Raw genomic sequence first — 13797 nt, 5'->3', positions numbered from 1 at the left:
GCGGTTCTCCTTCCCTGGACACCTTCCCCGGATCCTTCCCTAACAAGTGTTTGGTAGGTTAGCGTGAGCCCATGACAGGCGTCGAGAGTCCGGCGTACGTGCCCGGGCACGGGCTGCTGAAGGGGCGCACCGCCGTCATCACCGCGGCGGCCGGAGCGGGGATCGGTGGCGCGACCGCCCGCCGCTTCCTGGAGGAGGGCGCGCGCGTGCTGATCAGTGACGCGCACGCGCGGCGACTGAAGGACTGCGAGACCGAACTGGGCCGCGAGCACCCGGGATCCGTGACCGCGGTCCCCTGCGACGTCACCGACGAGTCCCAGGTGCGGGCCCTGTTCGACACCGCCGTACAGGACCACGGGCGGCTGGACATAGTCGTCAACAACGCCGGGCTGGGCGGCACTTCCGCCCTGGTCGACATGACCGACGAGCAGTGGTCCCGCGTCCTGGACGTGACGCTGGGCGGCACCTTCCGGTGCACCCGGGCGGCCCTGCGGTCGATGAAGGAGACCGGCGGGGGCGTGATCGTCAACAACGCCTCCGTCGTCGGCTGGCGCGCCCAGGCCGGGCAGGCGCACTACGCGGCCGCGAAGGCCGGGGTGATGGCGCTGACCAGGTGCGCGGCCATCGAGGCCGCCGCATACGGTGTGCGGGTCAACGCGGTGGCGCCGAGCCTCGCCATGCACCCGCACCTGGTGAAGGTGACGACTCCCGAGCTGCTGGAGGAGCTCACCGCACACGAGGCCTTCGGGCGGTACGCCGAGCCCTGGGAGGTCGCCAACGTGATCGTGTTCCTGGCCTCCGGCTACTCCTCGTACCTGACCGGCGAGGTCGTCGCCGTCAGCAGTCAGCATCCCTGAGGGGACGGTGCAGCCCACAATGGACCCGTGCCGACCAAGAAGAAGCCCCAGGTGACCGCGGCGAAGAAGCCCGCGGCTGCCGCCGCCCACGCGCGCCGCCGCGAACTCCTCGACACCGCCGCCGAGGTCTTCGCCGAGCAGGGCTACAACGCCACCACCGTACGCAAGATCGCGGACCACGCGGGCATGCTCGCGGGCAGCCTCTACTACCACTTCGACTCCAAGGAGTCGATGCTGGAGGAGATCCTGCGCACCTTCCTCGACGAGCTGTGGGACGGCTACGACACCGTCCTGGCCGCCGGTCTCGGACCCCGCGAGACACTGGAGGCCCTGGTCACCGAGTCGTTCCGGGAGATCGACCGGCACCGTGCCGCCGTCGCGATCTACCAGAAGGAGAACAGGCAACTGGTCACGCAGGACCGGTTCACGTTCCTCGCCGAGTCCCAGCGCAGGTTCGAGAAGGCCTGGCTGTCCACGCTGGAGCGCGGGGTCGCCGCGCGCGTCTTCCGCGCCGACCTCGACGTCCGGCTCACCTACCGCTTCGTCCGCGACACGGTATGGGTCGCCGCGTCCTGGTACCGGCCCGGCGGCCGGCACAGCCCGGAGGAGATCGCCCGGCAGTACCTGTCGATGGTGCTGGACGGGATCGCCGTACGCGAATGACCCTTTCATCCTGAACAACCCTTTCTCATAGGGGGAGCTGTCATGCCCGAGGCCTACATAGTCGAAGCGGTGCGGACGCCCGTCGGGCGGCGCGGGGGCGGGCTGAGCGGGGTCCACCCGGCCGACCTGGGCGCCCATGTGCTCAAGGAGCTCGTCGCGCGTGCGGGTGTGGACCCGGGCGCCGTGGAGGACGTCGTCTTCGGCTGCCTGGACACGGTCGGGCCACAGGCCGGGGACATCGCCCGGACCTGCTGGCTGGCGGCCGGGCTGCCCGAGGAAGTGCCGGGCGTCACCGTCGACCGGCAGTGCGGCTCCTCGCAGCAGGCCGTCCACTTCGCGGCCCAGGCCGTGCTGTCCGGCACCCAGGACCTGGTGGTCGCCGGTGGCGTCCAGAACATGTCGCAGATCCCCATCGCCTTCGCCTCCCGGCAGGCCGCCGAGCCGCTGGGGCTGACCGAGGGCCCCTTCCTGGGCAGCGAGGGCTGGCGGGCCCGGTACGGACGGCAGCCCGTCAACCAGTTCGCCGGCGCCGAGATGATCGCCGCCAAGTGGGGCATCAGCAGGCAGGACCAGGAGGAGTTCGCCCTGCGCTCGCACCGGCGGGCGGTACGGGCGATCGACGAGGGCCGCTTCGCCCGCGAACTCGTGCCCCACGGGGGCGTCGTCGCCGACGAAGGCCCGCGCCGGGACACCTCGCTGGAGAAGATGGCCGCGCTGAAGCCCGTGATCGACGGCGGCACCATCACCGCCGCCTGCTCCTCGCAGGTCTCGGACGGCGCGGCGGCCATGCTGCTGGCCTCGGAGCGGGCGGTACGGGAGCACGGGCTGCGCCCACGTGCCCGCGTGCACCACCTCTCCGTCCGGGGCGAGGACCCCATCCGCATGCTCTCCGCCCCCATCCCGGCCACCGCGCACGCCCTGAAGAAGATCGGCCTCACCATCGACGACATCGACCTCGTCGAGATCAACGAGGCCTTCGCGCCCGTCGTGCTGGCCTGGCTGAAGGAGACCGGCGCCGACCCGGAGAAGGTCAACGTCAACGGCGGCGCGATCGCCCTCGGCCATCCGCTGGGCGCCACCGGTGTCAAACTCATGACGACCCTGCTGCACGAACTGGAGCGCACCGGCGGCCGGTTCGGGCTGCAGACCATGTGCGAGGGCGGCGGCCAGGCCAACGTGACGATCATCGAACGCGTGTGACCGGAGCGACGACGAGGGCGGCCAACGTGACGATCAGCGAACGGCTTTGAGCCGTCACCGGAGAGCCGTGAGCCTTCCCCGTACCTCCTGCGCCTCCTCCATGATCCGCTCCACCAGCTCCGCACACGACGGCAGGTCGTCGATCACCCCGGCGACCTGCCCGGACGCCATCACTCCGAGGTCCGTGCGGCCGTCCACCATCGCGGACCTCAGCAGCATCGGAGTGTTCGCGGCGAGCAGCACCTGACTCCAGGACAGCTCCTTGCCGTGCTTCAGAGCGAGCCCGTCGCGGACCATCCGCCGCCAGGTGAGCCCCGACAGCTTCCGGAACCCGGCCGCCCGGCGCACGGCGTGCGCCAGGGCGCGGGCGCGGCCGGAGCGCTCCAGGGACTCCACCAGGTCCGTGCGCAGCATGCGGTGCGGCAGGCCGTCGACCGCCGTGGTGACGGTGACGTCCCGGACCGTCGCCGCCAGGTACCTGGCCTTCACCGCGTCCGGCACCGTCGAGTCCGAGGTGAGCAGGAACCGCGTGCCCATCGCGACCCCCGCCGCCCCGTACGCCAGCGCCGCCACCAGGCCCCGGCCGTCGAAGAAGCCGCCCGCCGCCACGACGGGTATCCGCACCGCGTCCGCCACCTGCGGCAGCAGCACGCTCGTCGCCACCTCGCCGGTGTGCCCGCCGCCCTCCCCGCCCTGCACGACCACCGCGTCCGCGCCCCACGCCGCGACCTTCTCCGCGTGCCGCCGCGCCCCGACGGACGGGATCACGACCACCCCCGCCTCCTTGAGCTCGGCGATCAGCTCACGGGAGGGAGCGAGCGCGAAGGAAGCCACCCGCACCCCCTCGTCGATGATCAGGCGCACCCGGTCGCCGGCGTCACCCGCGTCCGCCCGGAGGTTCACCCCGAACGGCGCGTCCGTACGGGACCCGACCTCGCGTATCGCTCCGCGCAGCTGGTCGAGGGTCATCGTCGCGGACGCCAGGATGCCCAGCGCTCCCGCGTTCGCCGCCGCCGAGACCAGCCGCGGGCCCGCCACCCAGCCCATCCCTGTCTGCACGATCGGGTGCCGGACCCCGACCAGCCGGGTGAGCGCGGTCTCCATCAGCCCCTCGCCCCCTCCGGCACCTCGCGCGCTCGGGCGCCGCCGGGATCGAGCACCTCGCGGATCACACGCAGTTCCTCTGCGGTGGGCTCGCGGGTGAACGGCACCTCGTCCGGGACGGCGAGAGCGAAGCCCGTCGCCTCCCGCACCCGCTCGACGCTCACCCCGGGATGCACCGAGGCCAGCCGCATGGCGCGGTCGGGCGTGGCGAAGTCGAAGACGCCGAGGTCGGAGACGACACGTGCGATGCGGTGGTGGCGGGCCGAGCCCGGGTGCTCGGCGGCGCGGTCGTACCCCACCCCGCACACCATGTCGACCTTCTCCACGAAGATTCGCCGGGAGTGTCTCGGGATCCAGTAACTCGTCGGGTTGTTCAACGTGTTGAGCGGCGCCCCGCGCACGCCGAGCAACTGGCGCGCGGGCCGGGCCCAGTCGCCGATGCACGAGATGTTCTGGTTGCCGTACCGGTCGATCTGGCTCGCGCCCATCATCACGTGCCGCCGCCCGCCGGCCACCAGCGCCAGGTGCTGCCGGTACGGCAGCCAGCCCTCGGGCGTCCCGTCCGCGCGGACGAGCATCGCCTCCCCGTCGGTCAGCAGCAGGTCGGGTGCGAAGGTCAGCCGGGCCAGCCGGGCGCCCAGCGACGGGATCAGGCCCATCGGGCTCGCCAGGACCTCACCGGAGCCGCGCCAGGCCTCGGCGCAGGCGATCACGCAGTACTCGGAGCGGAGGACACTCATCACCCTTGCTCCCTCTGCCAGTTCCGCACCGCCGACCGGTAGGCCTGCTCGTCCCCGCCGAGGAACCGCCCGGCGAACTGCGGCCACGGTGTGGACGCGTACTGCTTCTGGAAGACCTCGTCCCGCCCGTAGTCGGGCGCGCAGGACGTGAAGTGCGCGCCGTTCGGAGCCTCCACCACCCCCGTCACCACATGCCGTTTGAGCAGGAGCGTCTGTGGTGCCGCCTCCTTCGTCAGCTCGGCCGTGTCGACGATCCGTTCGCACGAGACGTAGGCCGCGTCCGCCGCCTCGCAGAACAGGTCGTCGAAGTACGGGTCGGGGCCCAGATACTGCCCGTTTCCCAGTCGGTCCGCGCGGTTGACGTGCACCAGGGCCGCGTCCAGGCGCAGGGCGGGCATCGCCACGAACGTCTCCCCGTCCTCGTACGGTGAGGTGACCGTCCGCAGGCCGGGGTTGACCCGCATGACGTCCGAGCCGATCCCCGCCCGCACCGGCAGGAAGGGCAGCCGCTGCGCGGCCGCGCGCAGCCCCCACATGAACATGCCCTCGTCGACCTCCATGAGTTCGAAGTCCCCGCGCTCGCGTGCCGCGCGGTAGTGCGGTTCGAGCGGGATCGAGTCGAGGGTGACGAAGGCCGTCACCAGCTTGCGCACACGGCCGGCCGCCGCCAGCATGCCGACGTCCGGGCCGCCGTACGAGACGACGGTGAGATCGCCGATCCCGGACCGGAGCAGGGCTCTGACCAGGGCCATCGGCTTGCGGCGGGACCCCCAGCCGCCGATGCCGAGGGTCATGCCGCTCTCCAGGCGGGAGACCGCCTCGGCGGCGGTCATCGTCTTGTCGCCCATCTACGCCCCCTCCTTCCCGAACGTGTCCCGGACCCGGTCGGCCAGCCCGCTGAGGTTGGCCTCGAAGGTGAAGCCCTGTTCGAAGCGGTAGCTGCGGCGCACGTCGACGGGGTCTATCCCGTTGATCGCGGCCTTGGCCATCCGCAGCAGCCGCCCGTCCTTGGCGGCGATCTCGCGTGCCAGCTCCAGCGCGGCCGCCCGCAGCCCCTCGCGTGGCACCACCCGCCACACCGAGCCGTGCGCGTGCAACTCGGCCGCGCTCGCCGTGCGTGAGGTGAAGTACAGCGCGCGCATCAGATGCTGCGGGACGAGCCGGGCCAGATGGGTGGCGGCACCGAGCGCGCCCCGGTCCAGCTCGGGCAGCCCGAACGTGGCGTCGTCGCTCGCCACGATCGCGTCCGCGTTTCCCGCCAGGCCTATCCCGCCGCCCAGGCAGAACCCCTGCACCGCCGCGACCACGGGCGTCTCGCACTCGTAGACCGCCGCGAAGGCCTCGGCGCAGCCCCGGTTGGCGCCGATCAGCGCCTCCTGCCCGTCCCTCTGTATCTCCTTGATGTCCACGCCCGCGTTGAAGCCCCGCCCCTCCGCGGCCAGCACCACGCACCGGACCTCCGGATCGCGGCCGGCCGTGCGCACGGCCTCGGCCAGGGCGAACCATCCGCCCACCGGCAGCGCGTTCACCGGTGGGAAGTCGACCGTGACGAGCGAAATCCCCTTTTCCGGGGACGAGGTGGAGACACCCATGGACGCATCAGCTACCTTCGCACTCAGCTGCCTTTCCACCAAACATTTGTTAGGTGTGAGGCTTCGAAGCTAGCAGTCGGCGCAGACGAGTGGGAGGGCCTGTGGATAACTCGCCGCGCGGCAGAACCGTCGTTGTCACGGGCGGCACCCGGGGTGTCGGCGCCGGGATCGCGAGGGCCTTCGCCGAGTCCGGCGCCCATGTCGTCGCCTGTGCCCGCCGACCTCCCGAAGTGCAGGCCGAGGGCGTCGAGTTCGCCCCCCTCGACCTGCGCGACCCGCCCGCCGTGCGCGCCTTCTTCGACGCCCTGCCCCGGCTCGACGTCCTCGTCAACAACGCGGGCGGCACGCCGTACCGGCGGCTGGCCGACGCGGACGCCGAGCGGCACGCACGGGTGATCGAATTGAACCTCGTCACCCCGCTGACGGTCTCCCTCGCCGCCTACGAACACCTCCGACGGGCCCGGGGCTCGGTCGTGATGGTGGGCAGCGTCAGCGGCGGCCGCCCCTCGCCCGGCTCGGCGGCCTACGGCGCGGCCAAGGCCGGGCTGGAGAACCTGGCCCGTTCCATGGCGGTGGAGTGGGCGCCGGAGGTCCGCGTCAACACCCTCGTCGTCGGCATGGTCGGCACCGAGCTGTCCTCCCTCCACTACGGCGGCGAGGACGGCGTCGCGGCGGTCTCCCGCACCGTTCCGCTCGGACGGCTGGCCGCTCCGTCCGATGTCGGCGCCGCCGCCGTCTTCCTCGCCTCCGACGCCGCCGCCTACATCAGCGGGTCCAGCCTGCTCGTGCACGGAGGCGGGGAGCGGCCCGCGTTCCTGGACGCCGCGACTGCCAACAGGCCCCCCGACAAGGAGGAGTGAGATGAGCGGAATCTGCGTGGGACGGGTCGTCGTCGTCACCGGCGCCGGGCGCGGGCTCGGGCGGGCCCACGCGCTCGCGTTCGCCGCCGAGGGCGCGCGGGTCGTCGTGAACGACCTGGGCGTCGGGCTGGACGGGGCGCCGGGGTCCGGCAGCCCGGCCGGCCGGGTCGTCGAGGAGATCCGCGCGGCGGGCGGCGAGGCGGTCGCCCACGGCGGCGACATCGCGACCAGCGCCGGGGCCGAGTCCCTGGTGGGGGCGGCCCTGGAGACGTACGGCCGGCTCGACACGCTCGTCAACAACGCCGGATTCCTGCGTGACCGGATGCTCGTCAACCTGGACGAGGACGACTGGGACGCCGTGCTCCGGGTCCACCTCAAGGGACACTTCCTGCCCCTGAAACATGCCGCCGCGCACTGGCGGGCCGAGGCCAAGGCGGGCCGGACACCGGTGGCCAGGATCGTCAACACGAGCAGCGGCGCCGGTCTGCTGGGCTCGGTCGGGCAGGGGAACTACAGCGCCGCCAAGGCCGGGATCGTCGGGCTGACCCTGGTCGCGGCGGCCGAGCTGCGCCGGTACGGCGTCCAGGTCAACGCCGTCGCCCCCGCGGCCCGTACCCGTATGACGGAACGCACCTTCGCCGAGACGATGGCGGCCCCCGGCTCCGGCTTCGACGCCATGGCGCCCGGAAACGTGTCCCCGTTGGTGGTCTGGCTGGGCTCCGCCGCCAGCACTGGTGTCACCGGCCGGGTCTTCGAGGCGGAGGGCGGCCGGATCACCGTCATGGAGGGCTGGCGGCCGGGCCCCACCGTAGACAAGGGGGAGCGGTGGGAGCCGGCCGAGACGGGAGAGGCGGCGCTGAAGCTGCTGGCGGAGGCGGAGGTGCCCGGGGCGGTGTACGGGGCGTAGCCGCCGGTGAGCTCGGCTGCTCGGCCGGGACGCGCGTCCGCCGTGCACACCGGATCCCCCAGGGCGGCACACACGCTATGTGTCGCACTCCAGCACCGTGCGGCACAACCCGCACCGCGCGCGGACGCGCCCCCGCACCGGCACCCTGATCCGCTGGTGGCAGGTCGGGCACGGGAAGGAGACCCGCAGCCGGCCACCTCCGTCGGGGGTGAACGTGTACGGGACCCCGGGCTGCGGCCCGGGAGCGTGCCGGCGGTCGCGGGCGTAGCGGCGGCGGCCCGCCCAGCCGGCCCCGGTCAGCGGCGGCTGCTGTTCGTCGTGGCGGGCCTGGGCCATGCCCTTGACGTACGCCGTGTAGGCCTGCGGGCTGGTGAACCACACCGACGGGTCCTCGTCGAAGACCAGGGAGCGTTTCGCCAGGACGTAGCCGAACTCCTCCGGGGTGAGGTAACCGAGCTTCTGGGACGACGCCGCGTCCTCGCGGTAGGCGTCCAGGAGGAGCCAGCCCGCACCCAGATACGTGGTCGCCGTGTCCGTGAGGATCTCGTTCTCCGGCGTGCTGGGGAACGACAGGTCCAGCCGGTGCAGATAGACGTGCATGACCTCGTGGGCCAGCGCCGCGCCGATGTCCCTGCGGTGGGTGCGGAACCGGTCGTTCAGCTCGACGAAGTACTCGGGGCCCGCCGCGAGTTCGACGTTCGCCGCGTGTGTCATCTCGCGGAAGCTGATGATCACGTGTGCGTCGGGCAGCCGGAAGTGCCGCACCATCTCGCGGGCCACGCGCTGCGCGCCCAGATGCAGGTCGTCGGTGTCGCAGAAGGCCACGTCGGCGGGGGCCACGCTGGTCGAGAAGGTGTGGATGGTGTCGTACGAGAGACGTTTGTAGAGCGCGGTGATGGCGGCCCGCACCGTCTCCAGATGCGGGTAGCCGTGCTCGACCGGTCCGCCGTTCGCCACGCCCTGACCCCCAAAGACGCCCTGAACTCCATTCCACTCTATGCGGATGCGAGCCGATTTTCGCCGGTCCGGCCGCCCGGGTCGCGTCGGCCGGCCGGCTTCCGGAGGTGTCAGACGGGCCGCAGCCGCGGGCCGGACCCGGCAGGGTCCGTCTCCTGGAGCTCCAGCACCCATACGACGTTGTCGCCCTCCCGCAGGACCGGCCCGGGGACGTACAGCGAGCGCTGCGGTCCCACGGACCAGTAGCGGCCGAGGCCGAAGCCGTTGACCCAGACGAATCCGCGGGTCCAGCCCGGCAGTTCGAGCCGCGCGTCCCCGGCTCCGCGCACCGTGACGGTGCCCCGGTACAGACCCGGGGTGCCGTCGGCCGGCAGGGCCCCGAAAGGCACCGCATCCACGCCGTCGTCGAGGGCGTCGAGCCGAAGCCCACGCGCGCGTACCCCGTGCAGGAACTGCCGCTCGTGCAGGATGCCGCCGGTGATGCCCTTGGTCTCGCCGCCGCGCGGCCCGTAGTTGACCCTTCCCAGGGACTCCACCCACACCTCCACGCGCGCGTGCCCAGCCACCGGCTCCTTGAGCCACGGGTCGTCCTCGGTGAGCACCCCGGCCCGCTCGCCGTCCACGTACACCACCGCCAGATCGCGCAGTCCTCGCAGGGTGAGCGGGTACGGCTGCCGCGGACCCGGCACCGTCACCCCGTAGCGGACGACGCCCCGGTCGACGTCCAGCTCCTCGAAGGTGGGCGGGACGGGCCCGAGGGTCTCCGGACCGCCCAGCGCGTCCAGCACGTCGCCCAAGGGAGCCCAGTGGGTGAGCCTTACGTCCGTTGGAGAACCCAACGACGGAGGCGGTGGCGGCAGTTCGGGCAGCGGATCGGTGGCGTACCCGGCGAGCACCTCGCGGAAGCGCCGGAACTTCTCCGTGGGGCGACCGTACTCGTCGATCGGCGCGTCGTAGTCGTACGACGTCACGTCCGGCTCCAGCGGACCCGCGCGGCATGACGCCCGCCGAACTGCGCACCGCCGTCCGCCGCAGCGCCGGCCGCACCCCCAAGGACTACCTGCTCGGCATCCGCCTGGGCCGCGCCAAGGAGTTCCTCGCGGCCACCGAACTGCCCGTCGCCGCCGTCGCCCGCCGCGTCGGCTACGACGACCCCGCCTACTTCTCCCGCCTGTTCACCCGTCGCGTCGGCATGCCCCCGGTCCGCTTCCGCGCCCAACAGGGCCGCGCCGTGCCCGGAGGCCGGAGCGACCGGGTCCCCGGCCCCGACGATCCGCCGATGATCGAGAGCGTGCCTGCCCCTTAGGGTTGACATCCATGACCATCAGCCACACCGGTACCGGCGACGTCGACCCCGCCGTGCGCGAGGAACTCGACCGCCTGCGCGACAGCATCGACAACATCGACGCGGCCGTCGTCCACATGCTCGCCGAGCGCTTCAAGTGCACCCAGCAGGTCGGCCGCCTCAAGGCCGTCCACCAGCTGCCGCCCGCCGACCAGGCCCGCGAGGCACGGCAGATCGCCCGGCTGCGCACCCTCGCGGAGAACGCCAAACTCGACCCGGCCTTCGCTGAGAAGTTCCTCAATTTCATCATCGCCGAGGTGATCAGACACCACGAGCGCATCGCCGGGGACACGGTCAACGGCCAGGCGCCGGAAGCCGACTGACCTGGGCCGAGCCGGACGCGGTCGTGACAGCGGGGCCCGGACGGGGCATGCTGCGCTGTGCACTCCTTGTCAGCCGGTGAGCACTCCGTGTCAGTGCGGGGACGTAAGCTGGTCGTCCACGCGGGAGGGACCTCGGGCCATGCCGTCGGATGCCAAGATCCTCATCGTCGACGACCACAAGGACACGCTCTACGCGCTGGAGAGCGCCCTCGCCCCGCTGGGCTACCAGCTCGGCCGCGCCACCAGCGGCGACGAGGCGCTCAAGCAGGTGATCCGCGGCCGGGTCGGCCTCCTGCTGCTCGACGTGCGCATGCCCGGCGTCAGCGGCCTGGAAGTGGTGCGATACATGCGCGGTCTGGAGCAGACCCAGCACATCCCCGTCGTCCTGCTCACCGGATTCGGCCCCGACCACGAACTGACCTCCGCCGCGTTCGGCCTGGGCGTCGCCGACCTCGTCCTCAAGCCCGTCGACCCCTGGGCCCTGCGCACCAAGGTCCGCTACCTGTACGACGCTCACCAGCGCCATCTCGCCCTGGAGCGGGAGGTCCGCGAACTGCGCGCCCTCGTCGAGGAGCACGAGGACCGGGCGAGCCCCCGGCGAGCCGTCCGGGCCCACGGGGACGCCCTGGTTCCGCCCCAGCGGGACGCCTCCCGGCGCACCCCGGCGCAGGACCGGACATAAGCCGCGTACCGATCCGCGTCTGTCCGCCGTCGGTGCCATCAGGCAGCATGTCCTGCATGTCCGTACTGACGCGCAACGAAGCGCAGACCCGAGCACAGCTCCTCGATGTCCGCCGCTACACGATCGAGCTCGACCTGACCACCGGGGACGAGACCTTCGACTCGCGTACCGTGATCCGGTTCGGTGTGCGGACGGACGGGGACACATTCGTCGAGCTCAAGCCCGCCGAGCTGCGCTCCGTCACCCTCGACGGACAGCCCCTCGATCCGGAGACCCTGGACCAGGACCGGCTGCCGCTGAAGAACCTCACCGCCGGCGAGCACGAACTGCGCGTCGACGCCGTCATGCGCTACTCCCGCACCGGGGAGGGCATGCACCGCTTCACCGATCCCGCCGACGGCGAGACGTACGTCTACTCGCAGCTGTTCCTGGACGACGTGCAGCGCGTCTTCGCCGCCTTCGACCAGCCCGACCTGAAGGCCGTCTTCGACCTCTCCGTCAAGGCCCCCGAGGGCTGGACCGTCCTCGCCAACGGCATCACCGAGCACCTGGGCGAGGGCCGCTGGCAGGCCGCCCCCACCCCGCTGATCTCCACGTACCTCGTCGCCGTTGCCGCCGGCCCCTGGCACTCCGTGCGCACCGAGCACCGCGGCCTGCCCTTCGGCATCCACTGCCGCCGCTCCCTCGCGCCGCACCTCGACGCCGACGCCGACGAGATCCTCGACGTCACGCGCGCGTGCTTCGACCGGTTCCACGAGAAGTTCGAGGAGCCCTACCCCTTCGACTCCTACGACCAGGCCTTCGTCCCCGAGTTCAACTCGGGCGCCATGGAGAACCCCGGCCTGGTCACCTTCCGTGACGAGTTCGTCTACCGCTCCGCCGTCACCGACACCGAGCGGCAGACCCGCGCGATGGTCATCGCCCACGAGATGGCGCACATGTGGTTCGGCGACCTCGTCACCCTCAAGTGGTGGGACGACATCTGGCTGAACGAGTCGTTCGCCGAGTACATGGGCTACCAGACCACCATCGAGGCGACCCGCTTCACCGACACCTGGGTCGACTTCGGCGTGGCCCGCAAGGCCTGGGGCTACGACGCCGACCAGCGCCCCTCCACCCACCCGGTCGCCCCCGAGGCCGTCGACGACACGGCCGCCGCCCTGCTCAACTTCGACGGCATCTCCTACGCCAAGGGCGCGTCGGCGCTGCGCCAGCTGGTGGCCTGGCTCGGCGAGAAGGACTTCCTGGCCGGCATCAACATCCACTTCGCCCGGCACAAGTTCGGCAACGCCACCCTCGACGACTTCATCGACTCCCTGGCCGCCGCCACCGACCGCGACGTCCATGCCTGGGCGGACGCCTGGCTGCGCACCACCGGGGTCGACACGCTCACCCCGGTCGTCACCGCGGGCAGCGACAATGGCACGCACACGCACACGCTCACCGTCGACCGCGAGGGCAGCCGCCCGCACCGCATCACCGTCGGCCTGTACGACCACGACGTCGCCGACGAGGGCGGGCTCGTCCTGCGCGAGCGCGTCGACCTCGACGTCCCGCAGACCGCACCGCAGCCGATCGGCAAGCGCCCCGCGCTGCTCCTCCTCAACGACGGGGACCTGACCTACGCCAAGGTCCGGTTCGACGCCGAGTCCTTCGAGACGGTCCGCAAGGGCCTGTCCGGCCTGCCCGAGCCGCTCACCCGCGCGATCGTGTGGAACGCCCTCAGGGACGCGGTCCGCGACGGCGAACTCCCGCCCGCCGCCTTCCTGGAGACCGCCCGCGCCCACCTTCCCCGGGAGACGGACCTGGCCCTCGTCGAGGGCGTGCTGGCCTTCGCCACCACGCACATCGCCGACCGCTACCTCAAGCCCGAGGAGCGTCCGGCGGCCCTGGCCACCCTCTCCTCGCTGTGCCGCGACCTCATTCGCCGCACCGAGGACGGTGACAACCCGGGCCTGCGTCTGATCTCCGTCCGCCACTTCATCGACGTCGCCGCCCACCCGGACACCATCGCCGCCTGGCTCGCCGACGACACGGTGCCCGGCGGGCCGGAGCTCGACCCCGAGCTGCGCTGGCGCGTCCTCGGCCGCCTCGCCGTCCTCGGCGCCACCGACGAGGCCGCCATCGCCACCGAGCTGGAGCGCGACCCGAGCGCCACCGGCCAGGAAGGCGCAGCCCGCTGCCGGGCCGCGCTGCCCGACCCCGAGGCCAAGCGCGCGGCCTGGGAGGCGATGTTCGCGACGGACGACCTGTCCAACTACCTCTTCACGGCCACCGCCCAGGGTTTCTGGCAGCCCGAGCAGGCCGACCTGGTACGGGAGTACGTGGCGCGGTACTACGAGGACGCGCTCGCCGTCGCCGCCCGCCGCGGCCCCGCGATCGCCGTCGCCACCGGCCGTTACGCCTTCCCGTCGTACGCCGTGGACGCGGAGAACCTCGCCCTGGGCGAGGCCTGTCTGCGCGACGCCGACCCGATCACCGCCCTGCGACGCCGCCTCGTCGACGAACTCGACGACCTGGCGCGGGCGTTGCGGGTACGGGAGGCCTAGTCCTCCGGAGGTAGGACG

13 protein-coding genes and 2 pseudogenes are annotated in these 13797 nt (G+C 72.2%); 9 read left to right on the top strand and 6 right to left on the bottom strand.

What is annotated here, in order from left to right:
- Positions 1–71 precede the first annotated feature (71 nt).
- From ACIPSA_RS01015 to ACIPSA_RS01005, 3 genes are read left to right on the top strand one after another with little or no spacing between them, the layout of a single operon-like run.
- Positions 72–857, top strand: coding sequence for an SDR family oxidoreductase (locus tag ACIPSA_RS01015; RefSeq protein WP_402627206.1), 786 nt, complete (start codon positions 72–74; stop codon positions 855–857).
- Between the two features lie 27 nt (positions 858–884).
- Positions 885–1520: a TetR/AcrR family transcriptional regulator gene (locus tag ACIPSA_RS01010; RefSeq protein WP_402627204.1), complete on the top strand. Its 636-nt coding sequence runs from the start codon at positions 885–887 to the stop codon at positions 1518–1520.
- A 42-nt stretch (positions 1521–1562) separates the two neighbouring features.
- Entirely contained in the window at positions 1563–2720 is a 1158-nt protein-coding gene (locus ACIPSA_RS01005; protein ID WP_402627201.1) for an acetyl-CoA C-acetyltransferase, read from the top strand.
- A gap of 54 nt (positions 2721–2774) precedes the next feature.
- Here ACIPSA_RS01005 and ACIPSA_RS01000 read toward each other — a convergent pair whose 3' ends face one another.
- Genes ACIPSA_RS01000 through ACIPSA_RS00985 form a run of 4 tightly spaced genes read right to left on the bottom strand, consistent with a single transcriptional unit; the run spans position 2775 to position 6156 of the window.
- A complete protein-coding gene (locus ACIPSA_RS01000) occupies positions 2775–3824 on the bottom strand; it encodes an NAD(P)H-dependent flavin oxidoreductase (protein ID WP_402627198.1) in 1050 nt (349 codons plus the stop codon).
- Positions 3824–4564 carry a CoA-transferase subunit beta gene (locus ACIPSA_RS00995; RefSeq protein ID WP_402627196.1) on the bottom strand — a complete coding sequence of 247 codons (741 nt, stop codon included), beginning with the start codon at positions 4562–4564 and terminating at the stop codon, positions 3824–3826. The genes ACIPSA_RS01000 and ACIPSA_RS00995 overlap by 1 nt, the downstream gene beginning before the upstream one ends.
- Complete coding sequence (locus ACIPSA_RS00990; protein WP_402627193.1) at positions 4564–5412, bottom strand: CoA transferase subunit A; 849 nt, start codon at positions 5410–5412, stop codon at positions 4564–4566. Before ACIPSA_RS00990 ends, ACIPSA_RS00995 begins: the two co-directional genes overlap by 1 nt.
- Positions 5413–6156, bottom strand: a complete 744-nt coding sequence (locus ACIPSA_RS00985) for an enoyl-CoA hydratase family protein (protein WP_402627191.1) — start codon at positions 6154–6156, stop codon at positions 5413–5415.
- A gap of 101 nt (positions 6157–6257) precedes the next feature.
- Here ACIPSA_RS00985 and ACIPSA_RS00980 point away from each other — a divergent pair, with 101 nt between their 5' ends.
- Both ACIPSA_RS00980 and ACIPSA_RS00975 read left to right on the top strand, forming a co-directional pair.
- Entirely contained in the window at positions 6258–7016 is a 759-nt protein-coding gene (locus ACIPSA_RS00980; RefSeq protein WP_402627189.1) for an SDR family oxidoreductase, read from the top strand.
- 1 nt (position 7017) lies between these two features.
- Positions 7018–7923 carry an SDR family oxidoreductase gene (locus tag ACIPSA_RS00975; protein WP_402627186.1) on the top strand — a complete coding sequence of 302 codons (906 nt, stop codon included), beginning with the start codon at positions 7018–7020 and terminating at the stop codon, positions 7921–7923.
- Positions 7924–7998: 75 nt separating this feature from the next.
- On the opposite strand, the gene ACIPSA_RS00970 is transcribed toward ACIPSA_RS00975, so the two are convergent.
- Positions 7999–8880, bottom strand: a complete 882-nt coding sequence (locus ACIPSA_RS00970) for a hypothetical protein (protein ID WP_402627184.1) — start codon at positions 8878–8880, stop codon at positions 7999–8001.
- A 110-nt stretch (positions 8881–8990) separates the two neighbouring features.
- Positions 8991–9932, bottom strand: a pseudogene (locus ACIPSA_RS00965) (beta-galactosidase); the annotation flags it as partial.
- Here ACIPSA_RS00965 and ACIPSA_RS00960 point away from each other — a divergent pair.
- From ACIPSA_RS00960 to pepN, 4 genes and pseudogenes are all read left to right on the top strand, one after another.
- Positions 9869–10186 (top strand): annotated as a pseudogene (locus ACIPSA_RS00960) (helix-turn-helix transcriptional regulator); the annotation flags it as partial. The pseudogenes ACIPSA_RS00965 and ACIPSA_RS00960 sit on opposite strands and share 64 nt — an antisense overlap.
- Positions 10187–10197: 11 nt before the next feature.
- Positions 10198–10548 (top strand): chorismate mutase, encoded by a 351-nt coding sequence (locus ACIPSA_RS00955; protein ID WP_402627181.1) that lies wholly within the window; start codon positions 10198–10200, stop codon positions 10546–10548.
- A gap of 139 nt (positions 10549–10687) precedes the next feature.
- A complete protein-coding gene (locus ACIPSA_RS00950; protein WP_402627179.1) occupies positions 10688–11230 on the top strand; it encodes a two-component system response regulator in 543 nt (180 codons plus the stop codon).
- Between the two features lie 56 nt (positions 11231–11286).
- Entirely contained in the window at positions 11287–13779 is a 2493-nt protein-coding gene (gene pepN / locus ACIPSA_RS00945) for an aminopeptidase N (RefSeq protein ID WP_402627177.1), read from the top strand.
- Positions 13780–13797 lie beyond the last annotated feature (18 nt).

This window comes from Streptomyces sp. NPDC086549, assembly GCF_044746205.1.
GTDB lineage: Bacteria > Actinomycetota > Actinomycetes > Streptomycetales > Streptomycetaceae > Streptomyces.
Note: the sequence above shows the minus strand (reverse complement) of the source record. Positions and strands in the feature narration are given on the sequence as shown.